This window comes from Catenuloplanes nepalensis (assembly GCF_030811575.1).
GTDB lineage: Bacteria > Actinomycetota > Actinomycetes > Mycobacteriales > Micromonosporaceae > Catenuloplanes > Catenuloplanes nepalensis.
Genome location: NZ_JAUSRA010000001.1, coordinates 3,941,414 through 3,957,633, shown reverse-complemented (window position 1 = coordinate 3,957,633; position 16,220 = coordinate 3,941,414). Strand labels below are relative to the sequence as shown.

The following is a 16,220-nucleotide window of genomic DNA, read 5'->3' as shown; positions in this document are numbered from 1 at the left end:
CCCCGGCCCGGGTGCCTGCTCCATCGATCTTCCTCGCCACGCCCCATAGCGTCGACGACGGAAGAGACGACGAGGGGCGGCGGCTGTGACCATCGAGGGCCTGTGGCAGACGGACCTGATCGGCCTGATCAGCCCGGTGATGACCGGACCACTGCTGTACCCGGTGCTGATCGCGCTCGGCGCCCTGGACGGCATCGTGCCGATCATCCCGTCCGAGGCCGTGCTGATCACGGCCGGCCTCTTCTCCCGCACCGGCACCCCGTTGCTGCTGCTGGTCGTCCTGGCGTCCGCGGCCGGCGTGATGCTCGGCGACCACCTCGTCTACGCGCTGAGCCGCAGCACGTTCGGCCCCCGGCTGCTCGGCCGGTTCCCGCGGGTCAGCGCCGCGGTCGACGCCGGCGGACGGCAGCTCGAGCGCCGGGCCGGCCGGGTCATCGTGATCTCCCGTTTCGTGCCCGGCGGCCGGGTGACGACGAACATCGCCTGCGGCACCACGAGGCTGCCACTGTCCCGCTTCACCCCGGCCTCGGCGATCGCGGCTCTCGCCTGGGCGGCGTACCACGGCGGCCTCGGCGTGCTCGGCGGCGCCGCCTTCATCCAGAACCCGCTGTTCGGCCTGCTCCTCTGCCTGGCCGTGTCCTGCCTGGCCGGCGGCGCCGTGCCCCTGGCCCGACGCCTGCTCACCCGCCGTGCCACCCGTCCCGGCCCACGGGCCGGAAGCGAAGCGCCGGTCGTGGTCAGGACCGGTGGAGCGCCGATCCGTCAGTCGACCCTGGTGGACGGGCGAGCCCGATCGGTGAACGGCATCTGGCGTGCCACGGCCGCGAACGAACGGCAAGACGCTCGGCGCCTGACCGGCGCGTCCGAAAACGTCCGGCTGCCGGCCCGGCTCCGCGCATCGCCGTCGCTGCCACCGCACGACCGAGAACACGGAACTGCGAACAAGGCACACCCCCGCGCGGGTACGACCCCGCAGCGCACCCGCGTCGCCCGGCGCGGCATGTTGTGGGCTCAGGTGCCGCGGTCGAGGCCGGCAGCGGGCGCGTCGGAGGCCGGAAAGCGTAACCGATTGGTTACGCTTTCCGGGTGGACGAGGTGGCGGCCGCGATCGCCGATCCGGTGCGGCGGGAGATCCTGCTGATGCTCCGGGACGAGTCGCTGTCGGCCGGGCAGGTCGCGGAGCGGTTCGAGATCAGCCGGCCCGCGGTGAGCCGGCACCTGCGGGTGCTGCGCGAGGCGGGGCTGGTGCGCGATGCCGCCGACGGTCGCCGCCGCGTCTACACACTGGTCACCGCGCCGCTGGAAGGGCTGAGCGAGTGGCTGGGGCGGTTGACAGCGCCGCGTGGCTGGGAGCACCGGCTCGACGCGCTGGAGACCGAGGTGCACCGCGCGCGCCGCGACCGGCGGCGCCCGTCCGAGGAGGGGAAGACCGCATGAGCGAGCTTGCGAGCGAATCTGACAGCGCAGGGCCCGGCGAACGTCGTCGGGGGAGCGCAACGGAGGAGACGGCATGAGCCCGATTCCGACCGGCCGGCTGTTCGGCGACGACCTGGTGCTCACCCGCACGTTCAAGGCGCCGGTGGATGACGTGTGGGCAAGTCTGACCGAGTCCGACCGTACGGCGCGATGGTTCGGTCCCTGGCGCGGTGAAGCCGGGTCGGGGCGGCGGATCGAGGTGCGGATGGTGCAGGAGGAGGGCGGGCCCTGGACGACGATGACGATCGAGGCGTGTGAGCCGCCGACACGGCTGGCGGTGTCGTCGGTGGACGACAGCGGCAGCTGGCACCTGGAGATGGTGCTCAGCGAGCGGGCCGGGGTGACGGAGCTGCGGTTCACCCAGCATCTGACCGGCACCGAGAGCGTGGGGGAGGTCGGCGCGGGCTGGGAGTTCTACCTCGATGCGCTGGTCGCGTCGCGCGACGGCGGCCCGGCACCGGTGTTCGACGACTACTACCCGGCGATGAGGGAGCACTTCGAGTCACAGCGGCCCTGATCGACCGGGCACTCCACCCGGCGGCGGACGGAGCAGGGCGGCCCGGCCGCACGTCTCACCCGATTCCGCGGCCGTAGACGCGTACTCGCTGCCCGGCGCCGTACACCGTGTGCCGCTCGAAGCGCAGCCCGATCCGCTCGGCCACGCGCTGCCGTCCGTACCCGCGAATGGGTCTGTGGATTCGGCGATCCGTCGCCCGGCATCGTAAAGGCCCGGCCGGGCTCAGGTCGCGGGCGTGCAGGCGGTCGACCGCACGTTCCAGAAATACCCCGCGGGTACGGACGGGCCGAAAACGGCTGTCCGCGGCCTTGCCACAGTTATCTTAGTCATTAAGATAAACGTATGGCTATATCGACTGACTTCTCGGTGGCGATATCCGGCGCCGGACTGTCCGGCCTCTGCCTCGCCCAGTACCTCACGCGCGCCGGCATCGACGTGCACGTCTACGAGCGCGACCCCGGACCCTTCGTCCGCCGGCAGGGCTACCGGATCATCCTCGACCGGCACGGCCTCGCCGCACTGCGCGAGAGCCTGCCCCGCCCGCTGTACCGACTCGCACTGACCACCGGCGACGAACCCGGCGGGCACCTGCGTTTCACCGACCGCCGACTGCGGGACGCGTTCACCATCACCTTCAAGGACGAACCGCACGCCACCCGCCAGGTCGACCGGCTCACCCTGCGATCGATCCTGCTGTCCGGCCTGGATGCGCGCATCCACTACGGCAAGGCCGCGGTCGCGGTCGAGGACGGCGGCCCGGCCGGGCTGCGACTGCGGTTCGCCGACGGCGGGACCGCGACCGCGACCGTCGTCGTCGGCGCGGACGGCGTCGGCTCGGCGCTGCGTGCGCAGATCATGCCGGACGCGGAACCGGCGAACACCCCGATGGCCGGCGTCTACGGCCGGTCGCCCCTGCACGGTGACGTCATCCCGGACGCGCTGCGCACCAGCGGGGTCCTGGCCCTCGCCGACCGGCCGGGCCGCGCCTTCTTCTTCACCTCCATGCGGTTCGGCGAGAGCCCGCGGGAGGCGTTCGCCCGCCTGGCCCCGGGCAGCTACGCGCCCACCGGCGGCGACTACGTCATGTGGGGCCTGCTGCTGCGGCAGGAGGAGGTGCCCGTCAGCGCTCGCGGCGACCTGCTGGCACTGCGCGACCTGGCCGCCCTCGGGAGCGCGGACTTCCACCCGCTCATCCGGCGGCTGGTCGACACCGCCGAACTGGACGCCACCGTGCTCAACCTCTTCGCCGCCGGCCGCCGCCCGGGCCGGTGGGCGGTGCCGCGGGCGACGATGATGGGCGACGCCGTGCACGTCATGCCCCCGTTCGGCGCGCACGGCGGCAACACCGCGCTCCGCGACGCCGCCCTGCTCGGCCAGCGCCTGGCCGACGCCCGGGCGACCGGCGCGCCGGTGGAGGAGGCGATCGCCGGCTACCAGGACGAGATGGTGCGCTACGCGTTCGGCGCGGTCGACCGCGCGGCCGGGCTGATGCGCCGCCTCACCGGGAGCGCGCCCGCACCCCACTGGGTGCTGACCCGCCTGCTACCGCGGCTGCACCCGGTCACCGTCCCGGAGGCATGATTGGCGGCATGCCCCTCGAGCGCACGTCCGCGGTCGCCGGCCTGATGCGCGCCGGACGGGAGACCTCGCGGCTGTCCACGGTGTTCCGGTCCGCCATCGCGGAACAGCTCGGCCTCACCGTCAGCGACCTGGAGTGCCTGGACTTCCTCGCGGACGCCGGATCCGCCACCGCCGGTCAGATCGCCGCGCGGACCAACCTCACCACCGGCGCGGTGACCAGCATGCTCCGCCGCCTCCAGCAGGCCGGCTGGGTGACGGCCGACCGCGATCCGGCCGACCGGCGGCGGGTGATCGTCACGTTGCGGCCGGAGCGGAGCGAGGAGCTGGAGCGACCGTACGAACGGTTCGCCGCGCGGGCGGAGCGGCTCGTCGAGGGCTACAGCGACGAGGAGGTCACGCTGCTGGTCCGGCACTACGACCGCATGCGGGCGATGTACCTCGCCGAGCTGGACGACCTCCGGCCCCCCACTACCTACCATCGGTAACTCCACGCCCGCCAGCACGAAACGCTCGCCGCCGCCCTCGAGAAGGCCGACCGCGACCTGCCCGCGGGGTCGCGAGCGCGTACATCGACTGCTGCATCGCGGAAGGCCAGGAGATGGCCGACGTCATCGCCGCGCTCGCGGGCTCATCCACCCTCAGCCGGGTCCGCCAGGAGGCGGAGGACGCCTACGTCGCCCTGTGCCGCACAGCGCTGGAACCCCTCTGCGGCCCGCTCGACGCGGCGGGACTCACGCGTTCATCGGCGCCGCCGACGCACTGTCCCGCACCGTGCTCGCCGGCCGGATCGGCGCCGCCCGAGCCCGAGCCGTCCTCACCCGCGTCCTCACCGCCATCGCTCTCGACACCACCGAGGTGACCTCATGACGATCGCGCACCCGCCGAAGCCGGGCACCGCCCACTGGATCTACGCCCACCCGCGCCGCGGATCCCTCAACGACCACCTCTTCCACGAGGGCATCACCACGCTCTCCACCCGGTACGACGTGGTGACGTCCGACCTGAACGCGCAGCGCTTCGACCCGGTGCTCGGCGAACGCGACCTCGGAGACCTCGCCACGAAGCCCGGAAACATCAGCGAACTCGCCGGCGAGGCGTACGCCACCGGGCAACTGCCCGCCGACATACGCGAGGAACAGACCAAGATCGCCGCAGCCGAGCTGGTCGTGGTGCAGTTCCCACTGTGGTGATACGGCCCGCCCGCGATCCTGAAAGGCTGGTTCGACCGGGTCCTGACCAGCGGCTTCGCCTACGGCGACACGGACACCGACCTGGGCGTGCCACGGCGCTACGGCAACGGCGGCCTCGCCGGACGCCGCGCCCTGATCGTGGTGACCGCGGGCGACGACGCCGGCTCACTCGGCCCACGCGGCATCAGCGGTGACCTGGACTCCCTGCTGTTCCCCCTCACCCACGGCATCCTCTGGTACGTGGGCATCGAGCCACTGGACCTCCACGTCATCCACGACGCCGACGCACTGGACGCCACCGCCGCCGACCGCGAGACCGACCGCCTGCGGCAACGCCTGAAGACCATCCACACCGAGCCACCGGTACGCTTCCGGCGGCGGCTGATCGCCTACCTGATGCAGTCCTTCGAGGCCTCCCGCAACGACTCGGTCCGACGCGACACCGCTCCGGGCACGACACGTTCCTTCAACAAGACCCTGCGGCACTGTTCGGTCGATCCGACGGCCGGCAGTCGCCCGTCCCGCGGGGGACGCCGACCGGGACGCCCGGCGCGATCATGTCTCCGACGTGGGCGGCGGTGAGCAGCGGCGAATCGGTCACCGGCCGGAACGTACCACCGGAATCTCTTTTGACGTCTGTCGACCATCTCCCTATGGTTGACAAACCTCAACTGTTGCACGATGAAACGAGTTCCCGTGTCCGACGCGCCGCCCGCCCCCATGACGCACCGCCAGATACTCGAGGCCCTGTCCGGCCTGCTGCTGGCGATGTTCGTCGCGATGATCTCCAGCACGGTGGTGACGAACGCGCTGCCGCGGATCGTCACCGACCTCGAGGGCAGCCAGACCGGATATACGTGGGTGGTCGTGGCCACGCTGCTCGCGATGACCGCCACCACGCCGGTCTGGGGCAAGCTCGCCGACCTGTTCAGCAAGAAACTGCTGGTCCAGCTCGCCCTCCTGATCTACCTGGCCGGTTCCCTGGTCGCCGCGCTCGCGCCGAACATGGAGACGCTGATCGGCGCGCGCGTGCTGCAGGGCCTCGGCGTCGGCGGCCTCACCGCGCTGGTCCAGATCGTCATCGCCAGCATGGTCAGCCCGCGCGACCTCGGCCGCTACTCCGGTTACATGGGCGCGGTCTTCGCCGCGGCCACGGTCACCGGCCCGCTGATCGGCGGCGTGGTCGCGGACAGCCCGCTCGGCTGGCGCGGCTGCTTCTTCATCGGCCTGCCGTTCGGTATCGTCGCGTTCGTCCTGCTCCAGAAGACCCTCCACCTGCCGGTGGTCAAGCGCGAGGTGCACATCGACTACCTCGGCGCGACCCTGATCATGGCGGGCGTGTCGCTGCTGCTCATCTGGGTCTCCCTCGCCGGCGACACCTACGCCTGGGCGTCGCTCACCAGCGCGCTCCTGCTCGGCGGCGGCCTGCTGCTGCTCGCCGCCGCGGTCTTCGTCGAGGCCCGGATCGCGCGCGAACCCGTCGTACCGCTGCGGCTCTTCAAGGACCGCACGATCACGCTCGCCACGCTCGCGTCCGTGTTCGTCGGCGTCTCCATGTTCGCCTCCACCGTCTACCTCAGCCAGTACTTCCAGCTCGCCCGCGGCATGTCACCGACCGAGGCCGGCCTGATGTCGATCGCGATGGTCGGCGGCCTGCTCGTCTCCAGCATCGTCAGCGGACGCGCGATCAGCGCCACCGGCCGGTGGAAGACCTGGCTGATCGTCAGCATGGCGCTGGTCCTGGCCGGCTGCGTACTGCTCGGCACGATCGACGAGCGCACCAACCTCATCCTGGTCGGCGTCTACATGGCCGTGCTCGGCACCGGCCTCGGCGCCGCCATGCAGAACCTCGTCCTGCCCGTGCAGAACGTCGCCGCCCCCGCCGACCTCGGCGCCGCCAGCTCCGTCGTCGCGTTCTTCCGCTCCCTCGGCGGCACCATCGGCGTCTCCGCACTCGGCGCGCTGCTCACCCCGCAGGTCGCGGACAAGGTCACCGACGGCCTGACCGCGCTCGGCATCCCCGCCACCGGCGCGCAGGGCTCCGGCATCCCCGACCTGACCGCGCTCCCGGCGCCGGTCCGCGCGGTCTTCGAGCACGCGTTCGGCGCCTCGATCGCGGAACTGTTCCTGGTCTCCGCGCCGTTCGCCGCGCTCGGCCTGCTCTGCGTGGTGTTCATCAAGGAGATCCCGCTGCGTACGGCCGTCCACACGATCGACGAGGTCCCGGCCGGCGCCAAGGTGGCGAGCTGACCGTGGAGCCGGGCCGGGCCGACGCGCTGCGCCGCCTCGAGGGCGAGCTGGGCGTGCTGTCCCGCCGGCTCAAGTGCGTCTTCGACGCCCAGGCCCGGGTGGTCCACCCGGGCCTGCAGCCCAACGCGTACCTCGTCCTGATCTGGATCGGTGAGCACGGCCCGGCCCGGCCCAGCGCGATCGTCGACGAGTTCGCCCTGGACAAGGGCGCGGTCAGCCGCCTACTCACCCACCTCGACGACCTCGGCCTGATCACCCGCGTCCCCGACCCCACCGACCGCCGCGCCACGCTCATCTCCGCCACCGCGGCGGCCGTCGAGCGGATGACCACCGCCACCGAATCCGTCCGCCGCCACCGTGGCGACCGCCTCACCGACTGGTCCGACACCCGACTCGCCGACTTCGTCGCCGCACTGACCCACTACAACCACACCCTCGGCCGTACGCCGGGGGAGTAGCCGCGCTGCTCCCGTTCGCCCCGGCGGACTCGATGGAGAATGACGGAATGGACGTGCGGCCGCGGGGTGTCCTCCTCTTCGGGAACGAGACGAACGCCGTGGCAGAGGCGTTGGTGGAGCTCGATCGGGATAGTTCGTGCCCTGGTGACCAGGCCATGCGTACGATCGTACGCATGGCCGATCAGTTCCATGGGGAGCGCACGCTCGCGGGCGCGGTGGTGACCCGTGGTCTGCCGCCGAGCGTGGTCGCGGCCGGCAGTCCGGCTCGCGTGGTCGGGAGCCTCAGCGCCGAGTGATCCGTGCGATCGCGTCGGCCACGTCGCTCGCGTCCGCCGGTTCGGTGTCCAGCGCGCGGTGAATCGTCAAACCCTCGATGAGCGCGTCCACCAGCCGGGCGGTGACCGGATCGAAGTGTCGTTCCAGCGCCGCCCGGCTGCGCCGCATCCACCGGTTCGTCAGCGTCCGGTACGCCGGCTCGCGCGCCGCGAGGGTGTAGAGCTCGTGCGTGAGCACCAGCTCGCGGCGGCTGGCGAACAGGTCCAGGGTGATCAGGCTGGCCACCGCGGCCCGCGCCGAGTCGATGTCGGTCGCGGTCGCCATCCGGCGCTCGAAGACCTCGCTGAAGCCGCTGGTGAAACGGTCGAACGCCGCGTGTAGCAATTCGTCCATGCCGGTGAAGTGGTAGGTCATCGAGCCCAGCGGCACCCCGGCCGCGGCCGCGACCTTGCGGTGTGACGCCCCGGCCACGCCCGATTCCGCGATGACGTCGAGGCAGGCGTCGATGATCCGGTCCCGGCGATCCGGGTCGTACCGCCGGGTGGTCGTGGTCTTTCGCACATCCTCCGCCATGCGTACGATCGTACCTTGCCGTTGTGTACGATCGTACGCATGAATGCCGTAGACCGCCGCGCACGGATAGCCGTCGCCGCCCTGTTCTTCACCAACGGGGCACTCTTCGCGAACCTCATCCCGCGCTACCCGGAGATCAAGGCCGAACTCGGCCTCGGCAACGCGCTCTACGGCCTCTCCGTCGCCGCGTTCCCGACCGGCGCGATCGTCGCCGGCCTCGCCGCCGGACTCCTCGTCCGCCGCTTCGGCTCCGCCACCGTCGCCGCCGCCGGCACGCTGCTCACCGCCGCCGGAGTCCTCGCCGCCGGCCTCGCCCCCGCGGTCGCGGTCTTCGCCGGCGTCCTCTTCCTCGCCGGCGCCATGGACGCCATCACCGACGTCGCCCAGAACGCGCACGGCCTGCGCGTCCAGCGCCGCTACGGCCGCTCGATCATCAACTCCCTGCACGCCATCTGGTCGATCGGCGCGGTCACCGGCGGCGCCATGGCCGCGGGCGCGATCGCGCTCGGCCTCTCCCGCGGCGTCCACCTCGGCATCTCCGGCACGCTGTTCACCCTGGTCGCGCTGATCGCCTGGCGCTTCCGCCTCCCCGGCCCGGACACCGAGACCGAGACCCGGACCAAGACGACGCCGGGGTACGGGACGAGGCCCGGCCCACGCATCTGGCTGATCGTCGGCGCGCTCGTGCTGATCGCGATCGGCGGCACCATCGTCGAGGACGCCGGCAACTCGTGGGCCGCCGTCTACCTCTCCGGCTCACTGCACGCCGCCGCCGAGATCGCCGCCTGGGGCTACATCGCGCTGGTCGGCGCCCAGTTCATCGGCCGCATGCTCGGCGACCGCCTCGTCGACCGCTTCGGCCAGCGCACCGTCGCCCGCGCCGGCGGCCTGATCGTCGCCGCCGGCATGGGCCTCGCCCTCGCCGTCCCGACGGTCCCCGGCACCATCCTCGGCTTCGCCGCCGCCGGCTTCGGCGTCGCCACGCTGGTCCCCGCCGCCATGCACGAGGCAGACGAACTGCCCGGCCTCGCCCCCGGCACCGGCCTCACCGTCGTCTCCTGGCTGATGCGCCTCGGTTTCCTGCTCTCCCCACCGGTCGTCGGCGCCGTCGCCGACGCCACCACGCTGCGGGCCGGCCTCCTGATCGTCCCGATCGCCGGCATCCTCGTCGTCCTGCTCGCCGGCGTCCTCGCACCCCGCCGCCGGGCCCACCGCGACCACCCCGCCGAGCCGGTTGCCGCAGCGGCGAGCTGACCGGCACTCGGGACGCTCGCGCATCGGATGAGTGGCGGCCCGGGGCCGGGGAAGCACGAACATCCGCCCGGCACGCGGTCGCCCGCGGAAACGCCGAGGAGGCACGGCCCCGCTGCTACGGTGTGAGGCGAGCGAACCGTACGGGCCGAAACGGTACACAGCATGAGCCACATCCACTGGAGTGCCGCCGGCGAGCCGGATCGCGATCCTGCGGAACAGCCAGCGGCATCACCGCTGCGGCCGGTGTGCGAGGGGCTCGTCCGCGTCCCCGGTCCTCGGGACGCACATGGTTGAGCTGGTGACGCGGATCATCATCGGCCTGTGGTTGTTCCTGCTTGCCGTGGCCGCGGCGGTCGTTCTGGTGCGGTTGATCCGGTTGCGCCGGGCTCGGCGCGGGGCACGGCTCGCGGCCGGGCCGCGACGTGAACTGCTCGCGTTCGTGGCTGACGGCGCTCCGGCCGACCAGATCGACGTGCTGGCCGGTCTACCGCAGGACCTCTGGGCGGCGGCCGAGCCGGCCGCCGTGGCGATGCTGGCGAAGGTGCGGGGCGAGGCCCATGCCGGGCTGGTGCAGGTCTTCCGGCGTCGTGGTGTGGTGGACCGTGCGCTACGCGAGCTCACCAGGCGCAGCGCGGTGCGCCGGGCGCGCGCCGCCGAGCTGCTCGGCAATCTGCAGGCGTCCGAGGCGGTGCCACATCTGTGTCGCCTGCTTGACGACAGCAACCCCGAGGTGCGTCTCGTCGCGGTCCGGGCACTGGGCCGCATCGGCGACCCGCGTGCCGCGTGGCGGCTACTGGCCAGTCTGGCCCGCGCACATCCGTTGTCGGCGCAGATGGTGGCGATGGCGTTGGCTCAGTGCGGTAGCGGAACCGAGGGCGCGCTGCGCGCCGCACTCGGTCATCCCGTGTTGCTGGTGCGGCTCACCACGCTGGATGCGCTCGGGCTGCTGAAGGCCCCGTCCAGATCACTGATCATGCTCGTCGCCGGCGTGCTGCGCGTCGATCAGTCACCGGAGGTGCGTCTGGCAGCGGCACGTACTCTGGGCAGTCTCGGTGCCCGAGACGGGGTGGTGCCACTGCTGGAGGTTCTCGACTCCGACGCCGCATCACCGATCCGTGCCGCTGCGGCGAAGGCCCTCGGCAACATCGGATCTCCGATCGCGACCGAGAAACTCGCCGAACACGTCGCGGACGTGGAGTACCGCATCGCACACGAGAGTGCCCATGCGCTGCGGCGATGTGGCCCCGCCGGACTTACCTACCTGCAGACGCTCAGCATGGAATCGGCGGGCGTCGCCGGCGCTCACGCACGTGAGGCGCTCGCCGTCGCCGGCCTCAGCACGGCCGCCCCGCACGAGTAGGCGTCCGGCGACTGCCTCGAAGCGGGCGGTGAGCGCTCGGCGGGTGGCGTCGACCAGCCCGGAACGTGCTCGGAGACGACGGCTGACACGGCCGAACCACATCTCACCGCCTCGATGACACTCACGTAGCTGACGAATCACGGAAGGGCCGGCGCGGTCCGGTTCCCCGGCCCGGTGCTGAATCGCCCTCGAGCCCTGCCGCGCTGCCCCGCGACGCGAGCCACGGCGCAGGAACGCGCCACGCCGGCCCCCGCACGTCGCATCAGCCGCTTCCACGCGCTTGCGGCCCACCCCGCTGCCGTCGCGGTGCCGCGCGGAACGGGTGTCGCCGGGTTGCTCCCGGTTGCGGCCCACGCCGCTGCCGTCGCGATGCCGCGCGGAACGGGTGCCGCCAGGTTGCTCCCGGTTGCGGAATCGCACTGATCCGCAGCGATGGCGGGCATTCCCGTTGTGCATCGGTTGCCGTTCGGTGCTGCCCTCAGGGCATCGCTCGAAGCCCCGATAGGACCGGTGCCGCTGCCGAAAGATTTCTCCTATCGAAGGTGCCCATACTTGCTGCTTTCCTCGCTGGCCTCGACGCGACGCAACCTGCGGACCGCTGCTGCCCGGTACATCGCCGTGACCACCACGCTGACGGCCGTCGCCACGCTCGCCCTCGCGGGCACGTCGCACGCCCAGGCTGTCTCTGGCACCGCGGCCTCGGGCGTCATCGACGGCTCGGCCGCCAACGCCGGCCACGGCTGGACCGCGGGTTCCGCCGCCGGTCCGGTTACGCTGCGCCGGGTAACCGGGGTCACCGGGCCCTTCGCCGCGAAGACGGCCATGGAGATCACGCGCGTCGGCGGCACCGGCAGCTGGGCGATGGCGCTGGCGCCGCTGCGAAACCCGACCACCCTCTTCACCGTCGGCAAGACCTACCGGATGCAGGCCTGGGTCCGCGACCTCAACGCCAGCAACAGCGCGATCGGCATGCTGCTGGCCAACGGCAACTACGGGCACCGGCCCGCCGACGCCGCCGTCTACGGCAAGTTCACGGACACCAACTGGCACCAGATCACGCGGACCTTCGTCGCCACCGCGGCCGGGCACGCCGACACCTCCGCCTACCTGAGCCTGCCGGCCTCGGGAGCCTTCCGGTTCCAGGCCACCGGCCTCACCGTCGACGAGTACGTCGCGGTCATGCCCGCCAAGGCCGAGACCAAGCCCACTCGCGTGGTCTCCTTCGCCGGCAAGGCCGGGACCGCCCTCTCCGCCGCGACCTGGAACCACGAGACCGGTGGCAACGGCTGGGGCAACCGGGAGCTGCAGACCTACACCAGCAGCACCGCGAACTCCTACCTCGACGGCGCCGGCCGGCTGGCGATCACCGCCCACCGCCAGACCGTCAAGGGCACCGACGGGATCACCCGGGACTTCACCAGCGCGCGCCTCACCACGCAGGGCAAGGTGACCGTCAAACCGGGCTCCTACGTCGAGAGCTCGATCATCGCTCCGGTCGGTACCGGCGTGTGGCCCGCCTTCTGGCTGGTCGGCGCCGACATCAAGAAGGTGGGCTGGCCCGCCGCCGGCGAGCTCGACATCCTGGAGGGCAAGGGCGCCACCCCGACCGTCGCCCACCACGCCATGCACATGTCCAAGATCGGCGAGCCGGACACCGACATGCCCTACGGCTGGGGCGACGCCGGTGGCACCACCGACCTCGGCGTCTCGATCGACTCCAAGGCCCACCGCTACGGCGTGTACTTCGACAAGAACGTGGTCCGCTTCTACATCGACCGCAAGCCGACGATGACGTTCTGGGCCTCCGACGCCGCCGCGTCCGGCCGGACCTGGCCGTTCGGCAAGGAGACCTTCATCGTTCTCAACCTGGCGATGGCCTCCAGCGCCGACCCGGCCCGCTCCGCACCGTCACGGACCATGACCGTCGGCGACATCGGCATCTACGAGGGCGGCACTCCGTTCTGATGTCTTGCTTCCCTACCTCGTTCCGGTGGGTACGGTCGGGCTGTGCCTCACCGGCAGCAGCGCCTCTCGTGCCCACCGACGACGAGCGTGAGCAGCTTCGAGATCGGTCACGCACGCCAGCCCAGAGCGCCTGCACCAGATGACCGGCATCCTGGCCAGGGTCGATGCCGTGGCGCAGCAGTGCGCGGCCTACTCCGGCATCGCCATCCATCACTACGGCTCCTGGCGGGCGCTGCGGCCCTGAGGGCCACGCGGACGAGCTGACCGCCTGGATGGTGGACCTGATGACCGTACCCGCGGACCTGCCTTTCCTGTCCTTGCACGGGTTTCCGGTCGATGCCGGCCATGCCGCCTGGCTGCGCGCCCGATTCCCGGTGCGCGTGGAGACCGCGCCGACGGCCACGCACTAGCCGCACCTGGCCGACCCGGACCGGCGGCTGTTGTCCGTGCCGCCGTGCGGCGCATAGGGTACGACTAGTCATCGATCTGCGTCGTTGGAGGCTTTCGTGCGCGTGCTGCTGACCGCTGCCCTCGTCCTCTCGCTGACCCCTGGCGCCCCGGCCGGCCGTGACGGTCTGGAGTGGACGGTGGCGGCCGGGCCGGTGGCCGCGCGGATCGCGCTGGATCAGGGGCGGCTGGCGTTCGGTGTCGACGGGGTGCTGCCCGCAGCGCCGATCGGCGTGCGGACGACGGCGGCGGACCTCACCGGCGGGCTCTCGTTCGTGTCCCGCAGCGACCGCACGGTCCGTGAGCGCTACACGATGACGACCGGCAAGCGGCTCGCCCGGGACACCACGCTGCGCGAGTCGACGTTCTCGTTCACCGGCGACGGCGGGGCCCGGCTCGACCTGGTCGTGCGGGTCTCCGCCGAGGGCGCCGCCTACCGCTACGTCCTGCCGGACGCCGGGCCGGTCACCGTCACCGGCGAGACGTCGTCCTACGCGATCCCCGCGGACGCCCCCGCCTGGCTGCTGCCGTACTCGCCGAACTACGAGGAACCCTGGACCCGGACCACCGCCGGTGCCGCGCCCGCGGGGGACTACGGCTTTCCGGCGCTGTTCCGGATCGGCGACACCTACGCCATGCTCGCCGAGTCCGACGTGGACGGTCGCTACGCCGGCAGCCGCCTCACCCATGCCGGCGGGGGCACCTACGCGATCGAACTGGCTGATCCCTCAGTCAGCGCAACCGGGCCGCTGAGCACGCCGTGGCGGGTCGCCGTCGTCGGTGACCTCGCCACCGTCACGGAGAGCACGCTCACCGACGACCTGGCACCCCCATCGAAGATCAAGGACACCTCGTGGGTACGGCCCGGCCTCGTCGCCTGGTCGTGGCTGTCCGAGCACGCCAGCCCGGCCGACCCGGTGCGCCAGCGGCAGTACATCTACTTCGCCGCGCGCAACGGCTGGCCGTACGTGCTGATCGACGAGGGCTGGAACGCGTCCTGGGTGCCGGAGACGGTCCGCTACGCGCGGGCTCGCGGCGTCGACGTGCTGCTGTGGCTGCACTGGACCGCGCTGGACACCCCGCAGGAGCGCGAGACGATGCTGCCGCTGCTGAAATCGTGGGGCGTCGCCGGCCTGAAGATCGATTTCATGGACTCGGACAGTCAAGAGCGATTCCGCTGGTACGACGAGATCCTGCCGGCCACGGCGGCGCTGCGACTGATGGTCAACTTCCACGGTGCCACCACGCCGCGCGGCATGCAGCGCACCTGGCCGCACGTGCTGACCCAGGAGGCGGTGCGCGGCGCCGAGCAGTTCCGGACCCGGGCCGCGACGAACACGATCTTCCCGTTCACCCGCAACGTCACCGGCGGCATGGACTACACGCCGGTCACCTGGGTCGTCGCCGACCGGGACACCACGGACGCGCACGAGGTGGCGCTGTCCGTGGTCTACGAGTCCGGCTGGCAGCATCTCGCGGACCGGTTCGAGAACTACGAGACGCGGCCGGAGGCGTTGCGCACGCTCAATCAGATCCCGGTCGTCTGGGACGACACGCGGCTGCTGTCCGGCGAACCGGGACGGTCCACGGTGCTCGCCCGGCGTTCCGGCGACCGCTGGTGGGTGGCGGGCATCAGCGCCACGCCCGCCGAGGACGCCACCGCCGGGCTCGGGTTCCTGCCCGGCGGGCGGTGGCTGGCCGAGACGTTGCGCGACGGCGATCACGGCCTGGTCCGGGAGAGCCGGATCGTCCGCCGCGGCGACACGCTGACCGTGCCGATGGCCGCGAACGGCGGATTCGTGACCGCGCTGTGCCCGTACACCGGCTCGGCGACCTGCGACCGCCCGGTCGTACCCGTGCCGGCAACGACTTTGACTGTGGATCCGCCGGCCGCGGAGGCGCAGCCGGGCGCGACCGTCGACGTCGAGGCGACCTTCACGCTGCCGGCCGGCGGGCCGATCACGGACGTGCGGCTGGCCCCGGCCGCCGGCGGCACCCCGGTCACCGCGGCGCGGCTGCGCGGCGGCGAGTCGCTGTCCGGCTCGTGGCGGCTGACCGTGCCGGCCGGCGCGATCGGCGACGTCGACCTGCCGATCGTGGCGACCTACCGCTGGCGGGGCGAGACCGTGCACGTCGAGCGGGCGGTCCGCGTGTTCGTGCCACCGCCCGCCCCGGCCACTGACGCGTGGGTCAGCGACCTGCCGTTCCTGGGCGAGTCCAACGGCTACGGTCCGGTCGAACGCGACCGTTCCAACGGCGAGGCGGCCGCGGGCGACGGCAACCCGCTCACGCTGCGCGGCACGGCCCACCCGAAGGGCCTCGGCATGCACGCGCCCGCCGAGGTGACGGTGTGGCTCGGCGCGGCCTGCACGTCGTTCACCGCGCTGACGGGCGTCGACGACGAGGTGACCTCGTCCGGCTCGGTCACGTTCGAGGTCCTCGGCGACGGCCGCCCGCTGGCCGCGACCGGCGTGCTGCGCAGCACCGACCCGGCCCACCCGCTCACCGCGGACGTGACCGGCGTCCGCCGTCTCACGCTGCGCGTCACCGACGCCGGCGACGGCAAGAACTTCGACCACGCGGACTGGGCCGCGGCCCGCGTCATCTGCGGCTGAGCGCAGCCGTTCCGGCAGGGCGTGGGAACCGCCCGGATCGCCACGTCACTACGCTCCTGGCCGAACCTGGAACGAGGAGACGAGGACCGCAATGGCGACACTCCCTGGCCCGGAGCGGGGCGGCCGTGCAGGCCGCGGCCGCCCGCTCCAGCCGGCCGGCACTCACGCCCCTGGGCACGCGATGGCGTGCTCCCGCCACGGCGACACAGAATCGTTTCTGTACATCATCCGGTGCCCTTCGATCGCGGCGGTTGCGAT

14 protein-coding genes and 1 pseudogene are annotated in these 16,220 nt (G+C 72.2%); 14 read left to right on the top strand and 1 reads right to left on the bottom strand.

What is annotated here, in order from left to right:
- Window positions 1-85: 85 nt before the first annotated feature.
- The 9 genes and pseudogenes from J2S43_RS16980 (at window position 86) to J2S43_RS16940 (ending at window position 7,768) form a co-directional block, all read left to right on the top strand.
- Window positions 86-1,141, top strand: coding sequence for a DedA family protein (locus J2S43_RS16980; RefSeq protein WP_306830282.1), 1,056 nt, complete (start codon window positions 86-88; stop codon window positions 1,139-1,141).
- Window positions 1,087-1,437 (top strand): metalloregulator ArsR/SmtB family transcription factor, encoded by a 351-nt coding sequence (locus J2S43_RS16975; RefSeq protein ID WP_306830280.1) that lies wholly within the window; start codon window positions 1,087-1,089, stop codon window positions 1,435-1,437. Before J2S43_RS16980 ends, J2S43_RS16975 begins: the two co-directional genes overlap by 55 nt.
- Window positions 1,438-1,510: 73 nt before the next feature.
- Window positions 1,511-1,993 carry an SRPBCC family protein gene (locus tag J2S43_RS16970; RefSeq protein ID WP_306830279.1) on the top strand — a complete coding sequence of 161 codons (483 nt, stop codon included), beginning with the start codon at window positions 1,511-1,513 and terminating at the stop codon, window positions 1,991-1,993.
- A 342-nt stretch (window positions 1,994-2,335) separates the two neighbouring features.
- A complete protein-coding gene (locus tag J2S43_RS16965; RefSeq protein WP_306830277.1) occupies window positions 2,336-3,574 on the top strand; it encodes an FAD-dependent oxidoreductase in 1,239 nt (412 codons plus the stop codon).
- 8 nt (window positions 3,575-3,582) lie between these two features.
- Window positions 3,583-4,059 (top strand): MarR family winged helix-turn-helix transcriptional regulator, encoded by a 477-nt coding sequence (locus tag J2S43_RS16960; protein WP_306830275.1) that lies wholly within the window; start codon window positions 3,583-3,585, stop codon window positions 4,057-4,059.
- 378 nt (window positions 4,060-4,437) lie between these two features.
- Window positions 4,438-5,346 (top strand): annotated as a pseudogene (locus J2S43_RS16955) (NAD(P)H-dependent oxidoreductase).
- Between the two features lie 114 nt (window positions 5,347-5,460).
- Window positions 5,461-7,014, top strand: a complete 1,554-nt coding sequence (locus J2S43_RS16950; RefSeq protein ID WP_306830272.1) for an MDR family MFS transporter — start codon at window positions 5,461-5,463, stop codon at window positions 7,012-7,014.
- A gap of 2 nt (window positions 7,015-7,016) precedes the next feature.
- Window positions 7,017-7,472, top strand: coding sequence for a MarR family winged helix-turn-helix transcriptional regulator (locus J2S43_RS16945; protein ID WP_306830270.1), 456 nt, complete (start codon window positions 7,017-7,019; stop codon window positions 7,470-7,472).
- 173 nt (window positions 7,473-7,645) lie between these two features.
- Window positions 7,646-7,768, top strand: coding sequence for a hypothetical protein (locus J2S43_RS16940; protein WP_306830268.1), 123 nt, complete (start codon window positions 7,646-7,648; stop codon window positions 7,766-7,768).
- On the opposite strand, the gene J2S43_RS16935 is transcribed toward J2S43_RS16940, so the two are convergent.
- Window positions 7,755-8,321, bottom strand: coding sequence for a TetR/AcrR family transcriptional regulator (locus J2S43_RS16935; protein WP_306830266.1), 567 nt, complete (start codon window positions 8,319-8,321; stop codon window positions 7,755-7,757). The genes J2S43_RS16940 and J2S43_RS16935 overlap by 14 nt on opposite strands.
- Window positions 8,322-8,360: 39 nt before the next feature.
- Between J2S43_RS16935 and J2S43_RS16930 the strand changes: the two genes are divergently transcribed.
- From J2S43_RS16930 to J2S43_RS16910, 5 genes are all read left to right on the top strand, one after another.
- A complete protein-coding gene (locus J2S43_RS16930) occupies window positions 8,361-9,575 on the top strand; it encodes an MFS transporter (protein ID WP_306830264.1) in 1,215 nt (404 codons plus the stop codon).
- 298 nt (window positions 9,576-9,873) lie between these two features.
- Window positions 9,874-10,935, top strand: coding sequence for a HEAT repeat domain-containing protein (locus J2S43_RS16925; protein ID WP_306830262.1), 1,062 nt, complete (start codon window positions 9,874-9,876; stop codon window positions 10,933-10,935).
- Window positions 10,936-11,487: 552 nt separating this feature from the next.
- A complete protein-coding gene (locus J2S43_RS16920) occupies window positions 11,488-12,900 on the top strand; it encodes a glycoside hydrolase family 16 protein (RefSeq protein ID WP_306830260.1) in 1,413 nt (470 codons plus the stop codon).
- A 272-nt stretch (window positions 12,901-13,172) separates the two neighbouring features.
- Complete coding sequence (locus J2S43_RS16915; protein WP_306830258.1) at window positions 13,173-13,310, top strand: hypothetical protein; 138 nt, start codon at window positions 13,173-13,175, stop codon at window positions 13,308-13,310.
- 96 nt (window positions 13,311-13,406) lie between these two features.
- On the top strand, window positions 13,407-15,962 hold the full coding sequence (locus J2S43_RS16910; RefSeq protein ID WP_306830256.1) for an NPCBM/NEW2 domain-containing protein: 2,556 nt from the start codon (window positions 13,407-13,409) through the stop codon (window positions 15,960-15,962).
- Window positions 15,963-16,220 lie beyond the last annotated feature (258 nt).